The 18,012-nt window shown below is 67.9% G+C and carries 15 protein-coding genes; 7 read left to right on the top strand and 8 right to left on the bottom strand.

What is annotated here, in order from left to right; genetic code table 11:
• The first annotated feature begins 184 nt into the window (after window positions 1-184).
• Window positions 185-769, top strand: a complete 585-nt coding sequence (locus CFP71_RS28350) for a hypothetical protein (RefSeq protein WP_208636057.1) — start codon at window positions 185-187, stop codon at window positions 767-769.
• Between the two features lie 426 nt (window positions 770-1,195).
• Here CFP71_RS28350 and CFP71_RS28355 read toward each other — a convergent pair whose 3' ends face one another.
• From CFP71_RS28355 to CFP71_RS28365, 3 genes are all read right to left on the bottom strand, one after another.
• Complete coding sequence (locus tag CFP71_RS28355) at window positions 1,196-2,110, bottom strand: NYN domain-containing protein (RefSeq protein ID WP_244199862.1); 915 nt, start codon at window positions 2,108-2,110, stop codon at window positions 1,196-1,198.
• A 164-nt stretch (window positions 2,111-2,274) separates the two neighbouring features.
• Window positions 2,275-2,400, bottom strand: a complete 126-nt coding sequence (locus tag CFP71_RS45420; RefSeq protein ID WP_279629247.1) for a hypothetical protein — start codon at window positions 2,398-2,400, stop codon at window positions 2,275-2,277.
• 265 nt (window positions 2,401-2,665) lie between these two features.
• Complete coding sequence (locus CFP71_RS28365; protein ID WP_093937005.1) at window positions 2,666-5,599, bottom strand: nSTAND1 domain-containing NTPase; 2,934 nt, start codon at window positions 5,597-5,599, stop codon at window positions 2,666-2,668.
• Between the two features lie 205 nt (window positions 5,600-5,804).
• On the opposite strand from CFP71_RS28365, the gene CFP71_RS28370 reads away from it, so the two are divergent.
• Together CFP71_RS28370 and CFP71_RS28375 are read left to right on the top strand one after the other, a co-directional pair.
• Window positions 5,805-6,194 (top strand): peptidase inhibitor family I36 protein, encoded by a 390-nt coding sequence (locus CFP71_RS28370; RefSeq protein WP_167406312.1) that lies wholly within the window; start codon window positions 5,805-5,807, stop codon window positions 6,192-6,194.
• 173 nt (window positions 6,195-6,367) lie between these two features.
• The gene (locus CFP71_RS28375) at window positions 6,368-6,571 is read left to right on the top strand and encodes a hypothetical protein (protein ID WP_093937007.1); all 204 of its coding nucleotides are present in this window, start codon (window positions 6,368-6,370) and stop codon (window positions 6,569-6,571) included.
• 80 nt (window positions 6,572-6,651) lie between these two features.
• On the opposite strand, the gene CFP71_RS28380 is transcribed toward CFP71_RS28375, so the two are convergent.
• The gene (locus CFP71_RS28380) at window positions 6,652-7,248 is read right to left on the bottom strand and encodes a GNAT family N-acetyltransferase (protein ID WP_093937008.1); all 597 of its coding nucleotides are present in this window, start codon (window positions 7,246-7,248) and stop codon (window positions 6,652-6,654) included.
• 416 nt (window positions 7,249-7,664) lie between these two features.
• Here CFP71_RS28380 and CFP71_RS28385 point away from each other — a divergent pair, with 416 nt between their 5' ends.
• The 3 genes from CFP71_RS28385 (at window position 7,665) to CFP71_RS28395 (ending at window position 10,945) form a co-directional block, all read left to right on the top strand.
• Window positions 7,665-8,798, top strand: coding sequence for a hypothetical protein (locus CFP71_RS28385; RefSeq protein ID WP_167406313.1), 1,134 nt, complete (start codon window positions 7,665-7,667; stop codon window positions 8,796-8,798).
• Between the two features lie 459 nt (window positions 8,799-9,257).
• Complete coding sequence (locus CFP71_RS28390; protein ID WP_093937009.1) at window positions 9,258-9,476, top strand: hypothetical protein; 219 nt, start codon at window positions 9,258-9,260, stop codon at window positions 9,474-9,476.
• Between the two features lie 206 nt (window positions 9,477-9,682).
• Entirely contained in the window at window positions 9,683-10,945 is a 1,263-nt protein-coding gene (locus tag CFP71_RS28395) for an AlbA family DNA-binding domain-containing protein (RefSeq protein ID WP_093937010.1), read from the top strand.
• A 240-nt stretch (window positions 10,946-11,185) separates the two neighbouring features.
• Here CFP71_RS28395 and CFP71_RS28400 read toward each other — a convergent pair whose 3' ends face one another.
• The gene (locus tag CFP71_RS28400) at window positions 11,186-12,064 is read right to left on the bottom strand and encodes an RNA polymerase sigma factor (protein WP_143267198.1); all 879 of its coding nucleotides are present in this window, start codon (window positions 12,062-12,064) and stop codon (window positions 11,186-11,188) included.
• Window positions 12,065-12,221: 157 nt separating this feature from the next.
• Between CFP71_RS28400 and CFP71_RS28405 the strand changes: the two genes are divergently transcribed.
• Window positions 12,222-12,992 (top strand): GntR family transcriptional regulator, encoded by a 771-nt coding sequence (locus CFP71_RS28405; protein ID WP_167406314.1) that lies wholly within the window; start codon window positions 12,222-12,224, stop codon window positions 12,990-12,992.
• Between the two features lie 85 nt (window positions 12,993-13,077).
• Here the strand turns inward: CFP71_RS28405 and CFP71_RS45425 are convergent, their stop codons facing one another.
• The 3 genes from CFP71_RS45425 to CFP71_RS28415 all read right to left on the bottom strand — a co-directional run bounded on the left by CFP71_RS45425 (window position 13,078) and on the right by CFP71_RS28415 (window position 17,981).
• On the bottom strand, window positions 13,078-13,212 hold the full coding sequence (locus tag CFP71_RS45425; RefSeq protein WP_279629248.1) for a hypothetical protein: 135 nt from the start codon (window positions 13,210-13,212) through the stop codon (window positions 13,078-13,080).
• 183 nt (window positions 13,213-13,395) lie between these two features.
• Window positions 13,396-13,974, bottom strand: a complete 579-nt coding sequence (locus CFP71_RS28410; RefSeq protein ID WP_093937013.1) for a hypothetical protein — start codon at window positions 13,972-13,974, stop codon at window positions 13,396-13,398.
• Window positions 13,975-14,660: 686 nt separating this feature from the next.
• Entirely contained in the window at window positions 14,661-17,981 is a 3,321-nt protein-coding gene (locus tag CFP71_RS28415; protein ID WP_093937014.1) for an error-prone DNA polymerase, read from the bottom strand.
• Window positions 17,982-18,012: the final 31 nt, after the last annotated feature.

Raw genomic sequence — 18,012 nt, forward strand, 5'->3', positions numbered from 1 at the left:
GGTGATCGTCGCGGCCAGCCGGCGGATCTCGAGGGCCCTGCCCGCGTCGACTGGCTGTGTCGGGTGGGCGGCCGCACCGGGGGTGCCCGGTCCTCTCCGCGCAGGAAGCGTCAGCCAGCCGACGGCAGAGCGTGTCCCGTTCCCCGGCTAGCGTTGTCCTGCGTGCGCGTTTCGGTAGCCGTCAGTGAACAATCATGGCGTGTCCGACGCCGCCCTGACCGCTCCCGACGAGCACAGTCGGGCGCTGACCCGCCTGATGACCTCGCTGGCCGACATCAGCCCGTCGGCGCCGCTTCCGGTGCTGCGCGCAGCGTGGGACGGTCTTGGCCTGGCACGTGCGTGCGGGCTGGCCGCCGCGACCGCCGTCCCGGCAGAGTGGGACAGCAGGCAGCGCAACGCCGAGACCGTCGAATATCTCCTCGCGCGGGAGCTGACCCGCACCGACGCCGCCAACAGCCTGACGCTCGTGCTCCAGCCGGCCACCAGGCTCTCCGAGACCCGCGGCACCGTCTGGGCCGCGACGATGATCCAGTCGATTCTCGACTTCACACGCACGGCAGAGACCGTGGCGGGAGCCACCGCCGACGCCGCCACGGAGTGGGACGACCAGCGCAGCTTCCGCGCGTGCGCGAGCCTGTTCGACGAGCTCGGCGCCTGCTGGCGCGGTGAACGCCCGTCCTACCAGCTCCGCATCACCGGCACGTCCGCCTCGCCCTGGTGGGAAGTCCACCCATCGCGCGGTTCTGAGCAGCCGCGTCGTAGACGTTAGGGTCGAGCAGGATTCCCGCTCATCGCGGGCGTCACCGCCGTGTCGAATGTGGAGCTGAGATCCCTGCGTCCATTCCGGCCGCGATCACCCCTCGCCGCCGCGACCAACTGGTAGTAAGCCTTCTACAGCAAGGAAAAGGCGACTGCGTCGTGATCGGGTCCGTCCCCGGGGTGGCCGGGTCCGCGACATCGAACTCGGTGCCGCCAGCCCGATCCTCACGTTCGGCACCGCCGAATGGGCTGCCTTCGTCTGTGGTGTCAACGAAGGCGGGTTCGACGAGCTGCAGGCGCGAAGCCGCGAATTGGTTTACGCCTGACCATTGTTGCCGGCCAGGGACGCACCCTGTGCTGACTCCGGCCGTGCTCCCCCACCCGATCAAGCGCGCCCACCATCTCGCGGCACACCTCCCGCGGCAGCACCCACACCTCAACCGATGGCCGAGCTCTCCAGCGGTTGAGCGGCCGGGGCGACGAGGGCCAGGGTGATGTCGCCTCCGCGCCGGCCGACGATGTGGACGCGATGTCCCAGGCGGGCAAGGAACTCGCGGAAGCTCGCGCAGCCGTAGTCGGCCTCGTCGAACGCAGGGTCCAGCGTCACCATCTTCGACTTCACCGCCGACGCGGTCAGGACCGCGGAGTCATCCTTTCCCATGGCGGTCACCAGCAACTCTTCGGCATCGGCGAGCCGCTGCCCCGTCTGCCCGGCCAGGACGGGGCTGCCCGGCCGCGGGTCGGTGCGCGCCACGATCGAGCCCCACAGCTTGTATTCCGAGCACACCGACACCAGCCGGGCACTGGCCGAGGTCTCCGCGCCGACCCCGATCACGTGCTTGCCGAACTCCCGCAGCTTCGACACCAACGGCGAGAAGTCACTGTCACCGCTGGCCAGCACGAACGCGTCGACCGACGGATGCACGATCAACGTCTCCATCGCGTCCACGGTCATCCGGATATCGGCGCCGTTCTTGCGGGACGGGCCGTGCCCGAGCTGCACCAGGTCGATCCCGTTGCGCTCCAGCGCCTGTTGGTAGCGGCCGAAGCGCGGGTCGGCCCAGTCGGCGTAGGCACGGCGGATCGTGGTCGGCCCATACGCCCGGCATAGCCAGGTCACCGCGTTCGCCGGAACCGGCTCGTCCCGATCCGGCAGCGTCGCGCCCGCACCGAGCACCACGTTCTCGAAATCGAGCAGAAGGGCTAGTTGCTGCCCGCGCGGACGCAGCTCATGCGCGTCCCAGTCGCCGAAGATGTTCTCTCGGCGGCGCTCGGCCTCCCGGACCAGGCGCACCGCCTCCCGATGCTCGTGCGGCCCGGTGTCACCTGCGTCGTTCCCGCTGTGCGTCACAGTGACCGACTGTAGGTGCCCGTGCCCGCGCACCGGATGCCATCGCGGCTGTTTCACCTGGTCGAGCGGACCTCGACCTCGACACCGGCTCGGAGCGTCAGGTGGACCGATCCCGCCGCAAGGTAGGTCCCCGCTGCCGGTGGCCGGCGCATAGCCGTCACGGCTCAGAGGGGCGGGACCGGCATGATCTGGGCCTCGTAGTGCCGCATGATCGCGAACAGGTACCAGGAAGTGCTCCCCAAGTGCACCCGGTCGGCCCGCATGGCCATGGCCAGGGTCCTGAGGCTCACGGGGATGGCATCCGCTTCGGCGGCCCGCCCCGTGGGATCGCGCTCGGCTTGAGGGTCGCGCTCATCATCGTGACCGTGCTGCTCCAACCGGCTGCGGCCGGCTCTCTGCCGAGCACACTCTCGCGGTGCGCGTCCTCGTCCCGTCGGAACTCGACACCCTGCCGGCCCGGAGCGATCGCCTGCAAAACCGCGCGTTGCTGACGATCCTTCGCTCATTTGTCGGAGGGGGCGGGGAGCCCCTCGCCGAGGCTGATCGGATGCGAGTTCATGGACAAGGCTCTGTGTATCTGATGCCTGGAAAATACGTGTTCCACCGAGCCGCAGCGATGGGCGGATGAGGACGAGCGCAGACCGCCTTAGCCGCTGCTTCCGGGTCGAGGGTCCAGCGCCACGCGACTGTGACGTCACCGATGCTGGAGCCTATCAGGGTTTTCCCGTCCGGTTCGAATGCGAGAGAGTGCACGAAGCCGATCCGGCCTGGAAGCGCAATCGCATGTAGCACAGCGCCGAGTTCTCGTAAGTCTCTGATAGTTATACTTCCGTCGTCGTCCGCTATGGCGACGAGATTTGCGTTGGACGAGATCGCGCCCGCATTCAAGGACTCCTTCAGCGCGATCGGCGTCGGCTCTTCCTGCGGTTGACTGAGATTCTCTATATTCCACAGAGTCAGGCCGCGTGCTTCCCTGGTCAGGCCGACTCTGTCGTCGACGATCACAGCGCTGCCCCATGGGTCGGCCCGGGTGACTCCCAGCTGTCCTGTTCGCGTGGGCTTGCCCAGTTCATTGATATCCCATAAAGGCACCGATCTCGCTGGAGGTGTGGCGTTGCCCGAATCTATGAGGCAGTGGAGCAGGATCGCCTCATTTCCCAGGAATCTGGTGCCGAAGATGAAGCTCTGCCCCAGGTCCGGTCGCTCGTCGCAGGAGAGCGGACCCAGCAAGCGGGGCCGGCGCGGCTCGTCCAGATTCCAGAGTTTGGCCGACGCGGTTCGCCCCACGCCATCAGGACCCGAGGGGACGTCGAGCGTGACGAGGAGCCGCCCGTCGGCACTGAGTGCGCCAACCCGGGCTGGGATCGGGATAGCAGCGGATTCCTCCGGCATCTGAGGCCGTTCAACGTTCCAGACCCTGACTTTGGGCGCTCTGGTCGGCTCGTTGTCGCTGGTGGCCGCTACGTTGCCGCCCGCGCTTGCGCTCCAACCACCGCGAAGAGTTCCGTGCTGTGTCCATTGATTGTTCGAGACACGGTAGAGGCGCGTCGTGTTGTCGTCGGTGGAGGGTTTCAGGACGGTTTGCCCGTCGGCGGCCGCCTGCGCTGTCAGTGGGCTGCCGTCGTCGTTGTCCACAACTGCTTGGTCGGCCGCAGCGGCGATGAGGCTGTCTCGGGTCGGCGCCGACGGTGCCAATCGGTATGCAGCGAGGCTCAGGAGCGCAGCCTCTCCGGGTGCACTCCTGGCCAAACTATTGATGTCATCAAGTGCTTTGAGCGCTATCGCGGTGTTGCGTTCGTGCGCGACTTGCTGCTGGGCGTGCAGCGCGTACACGGTGATGGAGATCGCGAGCACAAGCAGCACGGTGAGCAGCGCGAGAAGTCTGTGCTGCCGTCGAGTTGCTCGCCTTTTCCCGTCGCGCTCACGGGCGTCCGCAGCGATGCTCGCGTCGAAGAATTCTTGTTCTTTTGCGCTGGGCCGTCCCCCATGGCCAACCCAGTCACCCACCACGGCGAGGCGGGTACCGCGGAGCAGCACACTGGGATCGCGGCCGTGCCGGCGCCACGCCGCGGCTGCATCGGTGAGTTCGCGGTGCACGCGCTGCCCCTCGCGATCATCGGCCAGCCACGCGGCCAGGCGCGGCCAAGCCTTGATCAACGCTTCGTGAGCGAGCTCGACAGTGTCCTCGCCCCGGGTAAGCAGGCGGCTCTGGGTGAACCGGTCCACGACCTGCACCAGGGTGGGATCCTCGTCGAGTTCACCGGTGCTGATTCTGCGTCTGGTGTGCTCGGTTCCTGCGCCGAGAGCGGTCAGCCGCCGGAACAGATCCCGGGCCTGGTCCTGCTGGGGTTCGTCGAGGGTGGCGAAGACGGCCTCAGCGGTCTTCGCCAGCGCACCGTCGAATTCTCCGGAAGCCTGAAACCCGGCCAGGGTGAGCGTGTTGCCTTTGCGACGTCGCCACGTCTCGAGCAGCGCGTGGGACAGCAGCGGCAACACCCCGGTCCGGCCATGCGTCTGCGCGACAAGAGTGGTCAGCAGAGCGCTCTCCACGGCGCAGTGAGCTCGTCGTGCCGGTTCAGTGATCGCCAGCCGCAGCTCGTCGACGCTCATCGGGCCCACGGTGACCTGGGCGTCCTGAAGCGCTGCGGCCAACTCCGAGTGCAGGGCGCACTGCGGGTAGAAGTCGGCGCGCACACCGATCACGATGCGACAACGACTGTCCGCAGCGGACGCGGCGGTGAGCAGCATCGTGATGAACGCAGACCGTTCACGGTCGTCCTGGCACACCGTGAACAGCTCTTCGAACTGGTCCACGACGATCACGATCTCCGCCTCGGACGGCTCGGACACGAGCGCCTGGCGGACCAGCCTGTGCAAGCCGCGGGGCTCGCTCGTCAGCTCATCATGCACAGCACCCGGCCTGCCGCCGATCGCCGCCGCGATCTGGATCGCGCACTCCTCCATCGGATGGCCGCCCGGGGTGAACACAACGACGACCGTGGACGCCAGCCGTGGCACCAGGCCAGCCCGAAGAACGGACGACTTCCCGGATCCCGAAGGACCGAACACAGCGACAAACCGCTGACCCGCGACCCGGCGGAGCACATCCTCGGTGAGCCTCTCCCGCCCGAAGAAGCGGTCGGCGTCGCCGCCGCCGTAGGGACGCAGACCCACATACGGAGCCGACCCGTCATCCGCTGCCGGTGGCCTGGTCGTCGGCGCCGTCAACTCCGTGGCGACCAACCGCCAACGCCGCTCCCACTGCTCGACGTCGCCGCCACAGGCCCGCACATATGCCAGCGTGACCTCGAGACTCGGCAGCCGACGACCACCGGCCGCGTCCGACAGCGTGGTCGACGAGTAGTGCGCCCGCCGGGCCAGCTCCCGATACGACGGACCACCGGCATTGTCCCGCACTGTCCGCAGGTCAGCGGCGAACTCAGTAAGAGCTGACCCATCCGCTTCCAGTGGCCGTTCCGCACGCGGCATAGTCCGGCACCCCCTCCCCAGGCCGATGACCGATTGTCCGGGCGTTGATGTCCGGCGTCCAGGCCCCCGGCGCCGGACAACCCATCCGACCTACACAGAGGTCGCGACCCGCTCTCGACGGGACCGGGCCGCCGCCGGACATCCCGGCGCCGACCACATCAGAAGGGACGACATCGACATGCGTAAGTATCAGAGGACAGGAGTCGTGCTGGGGCTCGCGGCGCTCGTCGCCGCCGGCGGTACCAGCACGGTCCAGGCAGCACCGGCAACGGGTAACGGCGGCGCGTCGATCACCAACTACGACGACTGCCCGGTCGGCGCATTCTGCGGCTGGGACTACCTCAACGGCAACGGCTCCATCAAAATCTGGACCGGCCCCGACTCCGACCTGCGCTCCCCCGCGCCCAGCTGGAACGACAGGATCCGCTCCGTCTGGAACCGCACCGGCGCCGTCTGGTGCACCTTCCCCGACATCAACTACGCCGACGTCACCACCGGCCCGCCCAACCCCTGGCCAGTCGGGAACTGGCGAGGCAACACAGCCCTCTACAACATGGATATGAACATCAGCTCCCTCCGCCCCGGACGCTGCTGAACACACCACAACTCTCCCTGAGCGGTCGGCGAGTGCCGAGAACACCCCGCACTCGCCGACCGGCAGTCCACAAGCGTTCGGAGCCGTGCCGCACCGTGTGCTTCGACGGACACCGCCTCCACAACATTCGACACTGATGTTGCGTTTCGCGGCATTCCAGCGATACATCCGGTATGACCAGGCCCGCAGAACACAACGCCACACCGGACACGGTGTGGTCGATGCTGCACGCCTGGGCCGAGGAGATCACCAGCACCGACTACTCCAACACGGTGACTCTGGAAACGCTGACCACGGCGTGGCGGCACCGTCGACGCTCGCTGGAAGCGGCGATCGTCGACTGGCACGGTGGGTCGCCTCCGTCCAGCGCCGCCTGACTTCGCCGATGCGCGCCACCGTCTCCGCGTAGCGGAGCGGTGCCACGAAAGGCTGCCTGCTTCGGCACGCAGTGGAGCTGTCAGATGGCGTACTCGTCGGCACCGAGCATGTCCGGGCACCGTTGCGGTTCGCCGAGGACCGTGTCCGGGGGAAGGTGCTGGGTGGCCCAGAAAGCCCTCGCGGGCACGGTGTCGGCGATCGTGGTGGTCGACCACCAGTAGCCGCGGCCGCGGGCCAGCGCCGCGTCCAGCAGAACGGTGCCGATCCCCCTCCGCAGGTAGGCCGCGTCGACCCGGACCTGCTCAAGGACGCCGACGCGGCATGTGTCGCACGTCTGGACGTCGAGATCCGCGATAGCGGTGCCCCACAGCTGCAGGATGATCTGCTCGACGCCGCCGTACACGACCGGCGGCCGTCGGGACAGCAGCAACGCGGCTGACGACGCGGGTGTTTCGCCCCGGAACCGGAGATCGACTTCCAGCCACTGCGCCCGAGGGAGCCGCATCTCGACGCACAGCTCGCAGTGTCCGGTCGGTAGATCCAGGATCTGGTTCCAGCCGCCGCCGCGTCCGGCGATGTCGAGGTCGTGTCCGTTCAAGCATCGCTTGTGCCGCACGCCGGACCGCACGACGTAGTCGCCGCCCGCGAACGGGTCCTGTGATGGCGCAGCGGACATGACCGGAGTATGCGCTCCGCTCCCACCACGATCCGACCGGGGGCAGCCTATGTTCTGTCCGGTACCGGACACTTGGTGACCATAGCTGGCCCGCCTTCTGTCACCTCTGAAGCTCGCGTGCGGTGGCCGACCGGTCGGGGGGCGTGCCGCCCGGCCACCGCAACAACCATCGAGAGGCCGAACTCCCGCCGGCATGACGTTCCAGGTTCGAGTTCACCGGGTTAGGTGACAGCAGTGTCTCCCCAGGAGGCTGATCGACGGAGGCGGCCGGATCGCCGCTCTGGGGCTCGGTCGGTGTGCGGCGATGGCGAAGGTGGCGTGTGGTTGCCCAGGGTGTCGGACCGGCGTGATAGACGGTTGAGCATGAACGGTGATTTGGCGCAGCTGTCTCGGCGACAGTCGGGGGTGGTGGCGCCGTGTCCTTGACCAGTGAGCTCGCGAGCCGCCGGAGCCCGCTCGCCGCGTGGTGCGAGCGAACCTTCGCCGGCACCGCGTCGGTGGTCGAGCAGATCGCGACCGCGGTGCGCGACGTCCGTCCCGTCCGCCCGGCGGGCGAGGTCCCGGCACGCTGGTGGGCGGAGACCGGCGGCGCGTTCGGGCAGAGGCTCGCCGACCTGGTGCAGCCCGCGCCGCCGTACTACGCGCTGCTTGGCATGATCCACGCCAAGTGGGTGTCCCCGGCATGGGCGCACCATCAGGCCGCGCAGTATCCGAGCCATCGCGACCTCACCGGCGACTACCGCGCCCGTGCCCTGCATCTCCGGCCCGCCGCGGCCTCCTGGCTCGACCTCAGCGGAGGCAGCGAACCGCACCTGCCCGGAAACCCGGCCGCCGAGGCGGCCTGGGCGGACTTCCTCGAGCGCGGCCGCGGCTACCTCGCCCGTCACGCCCCGGCAGGGGCGCTCGGCTTGCCCGGCGCCGAGGCCGGACTGGCGCGCCTGTGCTGGCTACTGACCGTGTGCGAGGACGTGTACCGCAGCGGGTTCGTCGACGACCGGCTGGCCCGGCTGTTCGATGCCGGGCGCCCGACCGTGGACCAGCTGCGCGGCTTGGTCGAGCAGCGCCAGGTCGACGAACTGGCCGCGCTGACGCGGCGGCTGCACGAGCGCGGAACCCTGTGGGAGCTCCGGAAACTCGCCGGCAACCCCGGACCCGGCGTGCCGCTCGGGATCGCCGGGCCGACGATCGTGCCGCACTGGGCCGACGCCGACCTGCTCCTCGGCGCGATCGACCCCGACCACGGCATCGACGCCCGCGGCGGGACACTGCTCGACGTCAAAACCGTCGTCAGCGTGCGCGACACCTCCAAAGTCGGCCGCTGGCTCTGGCAAGTACTGCTCTACGCGTGGCTGGACACGGCCGACCGGTACCGGATCCGACGGGTCGGCCTCCTACTCGGCCGCCACGGCCAGCTGATCACGTGGCCCGTCGACGAACTCGCCGAGCACCTCCTCGGCCGCCGTGTCACCGGCGACCACGCCCGCGACGCCTTCCACGACCTCGCCGGCCAGATCATCACCGGCCACGGTCTTCCCTGGCCTGTGGCCTGACCGCCCTCCGGCTAATACCTGACGTCCGTCGATCGTCGGCCAGAGCTATCCGTGATAGGCCCTGACCTTGGGCCGAATCCTGGGAGCCTCGGCGCAGCGTAATCGTAAGGTCGTGGCGTCCAGCTGTCCCGATCTGTGGCTCTTATGTCGCCGTCGTTGCCGGTTGTCCCGCTGGAAGGACTGCCCGATTCGGCCCTGCTGGTCAGGGCTACCTCAACTCACCTCGCCGATCCGACCGACTGTCGCCTGCCAGTGGTCCTGGCACAGCCAGTCCTTCTAACGTCTTTGACGAGCGCCACCGATCGCGAACCGGGGCGGCCTCTCTGGCACGAGAGGCCGCCCCTTACAGGTTCCGTCGAGGGTGTCTTGCCTCCGCAGCAGGAACACGAGAACGGAACACACATGACGATAGGTGGTGCGCGAGACGAGTTGCCATCGCGCAACGACAGAACGTCGCCTGTGCGCGACGACGAACAGGGGGCGGAATCATCCGCGCCGAACGCCACGACCGTTGACCGCAGCGACGAACGGCGATCCCTGGTCCGGCTCGCCAGCCGGATCCTCGGCTCCTGGGGAGCCACAGTCCGGCTGGTGATGATCCTGACCGTCATCATCGGTGGACTGTGGCTGCTCAACGCTGTTGTCGACCTGGGCCCGATCCGCCTCGGCAAGCCCTGAGCAGCAACCGGAGACACCCGGCGCCACACGACGCCGGGCCCCTCCCACCACGTTCGGCACGGACGGAGATCAGCGACACCTGTCCCGCAACGACAGCCCACCACCCATGCCACCTCCCCCGGATATGACAGAGCCTGGGCGTCAGCCACCCGGCACTGATCCGAGTGGCAGCCCAGCCAGTCACCGAACCTGAGGACGATGAAGCGATGAGCCAGCCACCACACCTGTACCTCGGACCAGCCATCCAACGATGGCGCCCGAACACCCCCGCCGATATCCAGCACGCCATCGACAACGGCGCGCTGGAGGAACGGCACTGGCTCGACATCAAACGCAAGCTCAACCACGACAAACACGACAAGGTCGAACTCGCCCGAGACGCGGCCTCATTCGCCAACGACGGCGGAGTGCTCCTGATCGGCGTGGACGAGGACAGGCCGACCGGGAAGCTCACCCTGGCGCCGACACGACTGTCAGGGCTGGCGGAAACCGTCGAGCAGATCCTGCACCAGCGCTGTGACCCGCCGCTGTTCGTGCAATGCCATCCGATCCCCGTGTCTCCGGAAGACATGGAGAACGGCTACCTGGTGATCGAGATACCGCCGAGTCCGCTGGCACCGCACATGGTCGACGGCCAGTATCACGGCCGAGGCGACAAGACCAAGCACCGGCTGAACGATGCGGCCGTGGAGCGCCTCTTCGCGATCCGGGCTGCCCGCCAGATCACCGCCGAGCAGCTGATCGCCGCCGAGATCGCCCGCGATCCCATCGAGGACGACCGCGACCAGGACGTCCGTCTGTACGCGGTCGCCCACCCGGTCGCCAGCCCTCCCGAGCTACTCACCCCGCACCTGATGGGCGAGGAACTGCGAACCCTCGTCGCCGGAGCCGCGATCACTCCCCATACGGACAGCTGGCTGCAACCGCTGACCGCGTACAACGAACCACGGGCGGTCGGTCGCGGCTGGCACACCTACGACCTGCACTCCCGCATCCTCGCCCCGGACGCCGTCGGTAAAGACCGCGCCCAGGCCGACCTGGAGATCTCCGATGACGGCTCCATCGCGCTGTTCGCCTCAGCGCTGGTCGGTACCAAACCGATCGGTTACGCCCGACCCGTCAGACAGCGCTTCGTCTACACCGAAGGAGCTGTCGGACTGGTCCTCGCCCTGGTCACCCTCGCCGGCGAGGTCGGAGCCACGTTCGGCTATCGAGGGCAGTGGGAGATCGCTGTCGGATTGACCAACCTCAACGGGCTAGTCCACAGCAGCACACCGTCTCTGGGTGAGCCCGACCAGCTTCTGCGATACAGCGCAAGCCGATACGTGCAAGGAACGTCAGCCGGGACAGGTGAGCTGCAGGACGCCCCAGGGCCTGTGGTGAGCAGGCTGATGTACAAGTTCGTGCGAGCGTTGGGAGCAGAGCAATTCTTCGCCGACGTCTTCGCACGCCACGGGAAGTCCGCCTGATCCGGCGGCCTCCCGACTGTCAAGCTGATGCTTTCCAAGTCGTTCACGCAGTGACGCCACGGCCAAGCGCGCTGGGGTGGCTCCTGCTCGCGAGCGTCTCCGAAGCGGGTTGTCGATAGCCGTCGCCCTCGTCCCCGCCCGGCGCGAGCGATACAGCGCCGACGCTGAACTGCCGCTCGCCATGCCAAACACCCTCCCCACACTGGCAAGGACGCCGGGGGCACCGTGGTTCAGCCTGGCTCAGGCTGGAATCTCCTGGCGCAGCTCGGCGACAACGGCGCCGCAGGCCACGCACTCCCTCACGTGATGACCGACCCGCATACCCTCCCGCCTCCCCAGCCCGTCCCGGACCCATGCCCCCAGTTTCCCCACTGTCGTACGACAGCCCCGTGAACACTCGTCCGGCTCGGGCACGTGCATCTGCAGGTAAGCCTGTCGCAGGCGTTCACGCGCCCGGCAAGCCAGGGCGGACACCGCGTTCGGGGTCAGTCCCATCACCGGGGCGACCTGCAGGGGTGTCAGCTGCTCGACGTCGAGGTGCCACAGCACGTCCTGGTGCCGTTGGGTGAGCCGGACAAACGCGCGCGCGGCAAGCAGGCGCTCCAAGCCGGCCAGAGCGGTGTCCCGGAACGGCTGGGTGATCGTGCCCGGGTTGCCCGAGCCGATCGCGGTGGTCTCGACGTCCTCGGTGACGGTGATTCGGCGTTCCCGGCGTGTCTTGTCGTAGGCGATGTGCCGCAGGGTCGTGAGCAGGTACGCGCGGAACTTCGCGTTCTCGGGACCGCGATCCCCGCCCTTGAGGATGTCGAGAACCCGGAGGAATGCCTCGGCGACCAGGTCGTGGGCATCGTGCTCCGAGCTGGCCAGCTGCTCGGCCAGATGATGCGCCGAGGCCCGATGCCGCGCGTACAGGACGCCGAAGGCGGCCGCGCTCGTGGCGGTGTTCCCGTGGCGCACGGCCCGCAGCAATTCGGGTTCGTTCCATTCCGCGGTCGGTGCCCCGGCCGCGACGGCGGCCGCGGTGGCCCGCCGATTCCGAGGGCTGCTGCGCCGGTCACCGGTTCGGTGGCAGAGGACGACGGTGGACGGCCGCTCACTGGGCAACACGATGGTGGACACGACTGACTCCCCGGTGGACGTGATTACGACGTGGGTGCGGGGCACCGGCCGGCTACCACCGCAAACCGAAAGTCCTAGGACTTTGAGAATTGCATGGTGGGCCTCGATGCGCAATAGTCCTAGGACTTTCGTTCTCCGGCGACAGGGAAGGGCTGGCGTGGTGGCCAAGAAGCCGACCTACGAGGTGATCGCAGCGACCCTGCGCGACTCGATCATCGACGGCACACACCCACCAGGCGACACGCTGCCGCCACTCAGCCAGCTCACCCGCCAGTTCGGCGCGTCGAAAGAAACGGTCCAGAAAGCGGTGCGGCTGCTGATCGGAGAAGGCCTGGTCGAGACGAAGCGAGGGGTCGGCGGCGGCACGGTGGTGACGGCCGCGCCCGCGCGAGAAGTCATCGTGCGGCAGCGCAAGATCTTCCGGGACGAGCGGGGTTACTTCTTCGACCTGGCGGCACAGCCCTGGGTCGCGCTCCGGGAGCCGCAGGTCCGGACAGCACCGCCCCCTGCCGATATCGCCGTTCTGCTGGAGACCGCCCCGGGGCAACCTGTAGTCATCCGCGATCGCGTGATGGGCGACCCCAACACGCGCGAAGTGCGCCATGCCTCCCTCAGCTACCTGCCACCGTGGCTGGTCGACGAGGTTCCCGTGATCGCGCAATCCGATACCGGACCTGGCGGAATCTACGATCGGATGGAGGAACACCTGCAGGCGCAACTGAGAATGGAGGAACGTATCGGCACCCGCCAGCCGTCCGCACAGGAACGCGAACTCTTGCACTTGCCCCCTGGCACGCCGATGCTGCGGCTACGGCGGATCGCCCGCGCCCCGGACGAACGGATCTGCGAGGTCAACGAAACCGTGTTGCCGGGCCACCTCTTCGAGATCGGCTACACGCTCGAGCGCTCGAGCACACCGGACCGATGAAACCGCCAGAAACGGCAAGCGCTCAACAAGGGCGGAATCCGGCATGCCCGGCATGGGCAGCGGCACGAGCGGACGTCCGAATTGCTCAGACTTGTGAGCAGGTCAGGCGGACGACGCCGTTGCCGAGTGCCGTGCAGGTCTTGAGTGCGAGCGGGAAGTCCGAGCCTTCCACAGGGAACAGACGATTCCCGGTGCCGACCATGACCTGGTGCAGCTGCAATCGCAGCTCCGTCGACCAAGTCTGCGGACGGCAGGCACCTGACGGCGGTGCCGCTGCCGCCTGATTCCGCCTTGAAGTTCGCGGATGGCCACCGCGGGATCACTGGACAGTACCGAGTTGCCCAACGCGACCTCGGACAGCGTCGTCGGGACGACGTGTTTGCGGACGCAGCCATCACCGATTCTAGGCGCCCCACCTGCGTCTGCGGAGTCTCGGGCTCCGAAGACGGCGGGGTCGGCCACGACTGGCCGGCGGTCGCTTCTTGCGCCTGAACCAGAAGGCCGTCCCTCCAGCGGACCCGATCGCGATCGCCCCCACGACAATGGTCTGGGTGTTGGTGACAGCTTCTTTCAACCACTGGCCAGCCTTGGACAACCGGTACGCCCAGGTGGCGTTCACGCGGACCTGAAGCTCGCTGTTCGAGTCCTGGAAGAAAATCGCGGAGTCGTCCAAGGCGGTCGCGACGAGGCTCAACCGATAGTCACCGGGCACGTCCCCTTTGACTGACCACTTCCAGACCGCCTCGAACCGGTCCGCGTCCAGGGGAAGTTCAGCAGCGGTGATGGCATCGACCGTTCCATTGAAACCCCTGTTCGACAGCTCGACGCGAACCTTCGGGGTGACGCGGATCAACCGGCCCGCAGCGTCGGTGGTCGCTTTGGCACAGCTCCTTTGGTCGAGCCTGATCACTACTGTGGCCGTCGTCGGCTGGTTCACGTCTACCGTGACCGGCTGCGGCGTCAGGTAGCAGGCCGTCGTCACCGGAGGCCTCGGACCTACTCCTGACTTTGTCGGAACGAAAATGAACAGGACCAATGCGGAGGCGACGAAACCAATCAGAGCAACGACTGCGGCCAGCACCTGTCGCCGGTTGCTTGTCGGTCGGTCTGGATCGCGAGGGAATCTCACCACGAGCACCGCCATGCTGACTGCGGAAGCACGATCAGGCCGCCGAACATAGCCAGCTCGACCACGCTGAGCCCACCAAACACGTGTGCCTCCCCTAAACGACCTCCCACGCTAGGTCTCCACAAGCTTGCCGGACGTTACCCGGCGCGGTGAACTGCGAGTCTGGCTCGCGCCCTATCAAGATCGGACAGCAGGAGATGGGCGGACGCGTGCGCCCCGAGGCCGAGGGTGGCTGAGCCGCTCGTTCAACACCCGTGCCCGACGTCCTCCCGGGACCGACGACGACAAGCCGTTCGAATCAGCTGTCATGTTGCCCTCTGCCGCAGGTGAGCTGCTCGACGACCTTCAGAGCTACACCTCAGCGCCAACTCGCCGCTTGCTCATCGACGGCGCGTCGTGGACTCCCACTCGAACGGCCCAGCGGGCGTGAAAGAATGATCAATCCCAGTGTTCGTGGCACTAGTGCCATTTCAGTGCCAAGATCTTCGGGAAAATGTCATCGATTCTGGGACCCTGCAGAGGCCTACACTTGGTTGTTCCTACCGAAAATCTCGCGATTTTCCGGCAAGCCCACTCAGGTCGAGTGATTCGAAATGATCAGCCGACAAGCTGGTGACGCCGTGGTGAGATTGGACGACTCCGTGGACCAGCAGTGCGGGTGAGCTGCGCACGATCTTCTGCTCCCTGTCCCAAAGCCGTTGTGTCACGACAATGTTCAGCATTCCGGTTTCGTCTTCGAGGTTGAGGAAGGTGATGCCGCCGGCGGTGGCGGGGCGTTGGCGGTGGGTGACGGCTCCGGCGACCCAGATCGTCGCGCCGTTGCCCGCTCGGCTGACGGCGGCGGTGGTGAGCGCGCCGCGGCCGTCGAGGTGGTCGCGCAGGTACCGCATCGGGTGCTCGTCTGGTGAGATTCCAGTGGCCCAGAGGTCAGCGGCGGTGATCTCGATGGCGGTCATGCCGGGCAGGGCGGGCGCGTCGAGGCCGGAGGCGATGCCGGGCAGGTGAGTGTCGCGGCTGGTGGCGGCAGGTCCGGCGGCCCACAACGCTTGGCGCCGGTCCGGCCCGAGCGATTCCAGCGCGCCGGCGGTAGCGAGCGCCTCGAGCGCGGGTGTGGAGAGGTCCGTACGGTAGCCGAGATCGCCAAGGCTGGTGAAGGAGCCGTGCTGGGCCCGTTCGGTGATCAGGCGATCGACGGCGTCGTCGCCGAGCTGGCGGATCCCGCCGAGGCCGAGCCGAATCGCGACGCCGCCGGTGCTGTCCGGGTCGGGTTCGAGGGTGGGGTGGGCGTGGCTGCGGTTGATGTCGGCGCGCCGGACCTTCACGCCGTGGCGGCGGGCATCGGCGACCAGGGACTGCGGGGAGTAGAAACCCATGGGCTGCGCGCGCAGCAGCCCGGCGGTGAACGCCGCCGAGTAGTAACACTTGAAATAGGCGGAGGCGTAAACCAGCAACGCGAAACTCATCGAATGGGCCTCAGGAAACCCAAAACCGCTGAACGCCTTGATCTGCTCGTAGATCGTGTCGGCCAGCTCACCGGTGACACCGTTGGCCGCGGCGCCGGCGTAGAAGCGGTCCCGGAGCCGTTCCATCTTCGCCGCCGACCGTTTCGCGCCCATCGCGCGGCGCAGCTGATCGGCCTCGGCCGCGCTAAACGACCCGACAGCGACGGCCAGCTGCATCACCTGCTCCTGGAACAACGGAACGCCGAGCGTGCGGTCCAACGGTCCCGCGAGCAGCGGGTGTGCGTGTGACCACTGTTCTTCGCCGCGGCGGCGCCGCAGATACGGGTGCACCGAGCCGCCCTGGATCGGGCCCGGCCGGATCAGCGCAACCTCCACGACCAGGTCGTAGAACACACGCGGCCGCAGGCGGGGCAGCGTGCCGAGCTGTGCGCGGCTCTCCACCTGGAACACGCCGATCGCGTCGGCGGCGCAGAGCATGTCGTACACGGCCGGGTCGGCGAGGTCGAGCTGCCCGAGGTCGATGACGGTGTCGTGGTGCTCGGCGATCAGGTCGAGCATGTAGTGCAGCGCCGAGAGCATCCCCAGCCCGAGCAGGTCGATCTTCACCAAACCAGCAGCCGCGCAGTCGTCCTTGTCCCACTGCAGGATCGACCGGCCCCGCATGCGGGCCCACTCGACCGGTACCACCTCCGACACCGGTGTCCGTGACAGCACCATGCCGCCGGAGTGGATCCCGAGATGCCGCGGGAATCCCTCGATCCGCGCGGCAAGCCCAAGCACATCCCGCGGGATCCCATGGCCGTCCTGACCGGCGGTCGCCGCGACCCCGCCCCACCGATCGGCGGCCTTGGCGAACGCGTCCTGCTGCCCGGGGCTGTAGCCCAGGGCACGGGCGGAATCCCGGATCGCCGATGGCGCCCGATAGGTGATCACGTTCGCGACCTGCGCGGCGTTCCGCCGCCCGTGCGTGTCGTACACGTACTGGATGACCTCGTCGCGACGATCCGATTCGATGTCCACATCGATGTCCGGGTAGCCGTCACGCTCAGGAGCGAGGAACCGCTCGAACAGCAGGCCGTAGCGCACGGCGTCGACGCTGGTGATCCGCAACGCGAAACACACCGCGCTGTTCGCCGCCGACCCACGGCCCTGGCACAGAATCCCGGCCTCGCGCGCGAACCGCACGATGTCCCACACGATCAGGAAATACCCCGGAAACCCCAGCTCCGTAATCACTCCGAGCTCGTAGTCCAGCTGCGCGTACGCCCGCGGCGCATCCTCCCGTGTCCCGTACCGCTCAAGCGCGCCCGCATATGTCAGTTCGCGCAGGTAGGAGGCTTCGTCGTGGCCGGCCGGGACTGGGAATGGCGGCAGCTCCGGCGCGACCAAAGTGAGGTCGACCGCGCACTCCACTCCCAGCAGCGCCGCGCGCGCTACCGCGCCGGGGTAGCGGGCGAAGATCTCCGCCATCTCCTCTCCCGAGCGCAGGAACTGCATCCCCGCCGCCGGGAGCCAGCCCTGCATGTCCTCCATGCTCCGCCGCGCCCGGATCGCCGCGACCGCGTCCGCGTACACCGCGTCCTGCGGCGCCGCGTAGTGCGCGGCCGTGGTCGCCACCGTCGCCAGCCCCAGCTCCGCGGCCATCCCCGCCAGCACATCGTTGTACGTCGAGTCCATCGGCAGACTGTGATCGATCAGCTCGACCGCGACCAGGTCCCGCCCGAACCGGTCCACCAGCACCCGCAACTCCTCCAAGGCCGCCGCCGGACCGGACTCGACCAGCGCGCGCCGCACCGCACCCTTACGGCACCCGGTCAGAACCTGCACATGCCCGCGCAAGTCCTCCACCACCTGATCCAGCTCATACCGAGGGGCACCCTTCTCCCCCGCCAACTGGCCGGTCGAGATCGTCCGGCACAACCGCTGATAACCCTCCAGACCCCGCGCGATCACCAGCAAATGCGTACCCGCCGGATCGGGAACCCCGTTCTGCGGCTCCGTCAACCCGAGCGACAACTCAGCACCGAACCCCGTCCGGACCCCGAGCTCCTTCGCCGCCTCAGCAAACCGCACCGCCCCATACAGGCCGTCGTGATCGGTCAGCGTGATCGCATCCAGCCCCAGCCGCGCCGCCTCCTCCACCAGCTCCTCCGGATGACTCACCCCGTCGAGGAAGCTGAAGTTCGAATGACAATGCAGCTCGGCGTACGGCGTCCGAGCAAGCGCGCCACCAGCGTCGTCAGACCGCGGAGTCATCAAGTCGGGCGGCGCACCCGCGTATCCTTCACGCTTGCGCGACCACGCCGGCGCGTCGTTCCCGTCACCCCGCGACGGCAAACGCCCCGACGCGATCCGCTCAAGCTCAGACCAGCTCGCCGGACCACCACTCCACGCCATCGACCACTCCACGACACACCAGAGGAGCCGT

Origin of the sequence: Amycolatopsis thailandensis (assembly GCF_002234405.1) — a bacterium.
GTDB lineage: Bacteria > Actinomycetota > Actinomycetes > Mycobacteriales > Pseudonocardiaceae > Amycolatopsis > Amycolatopsis thailandensis.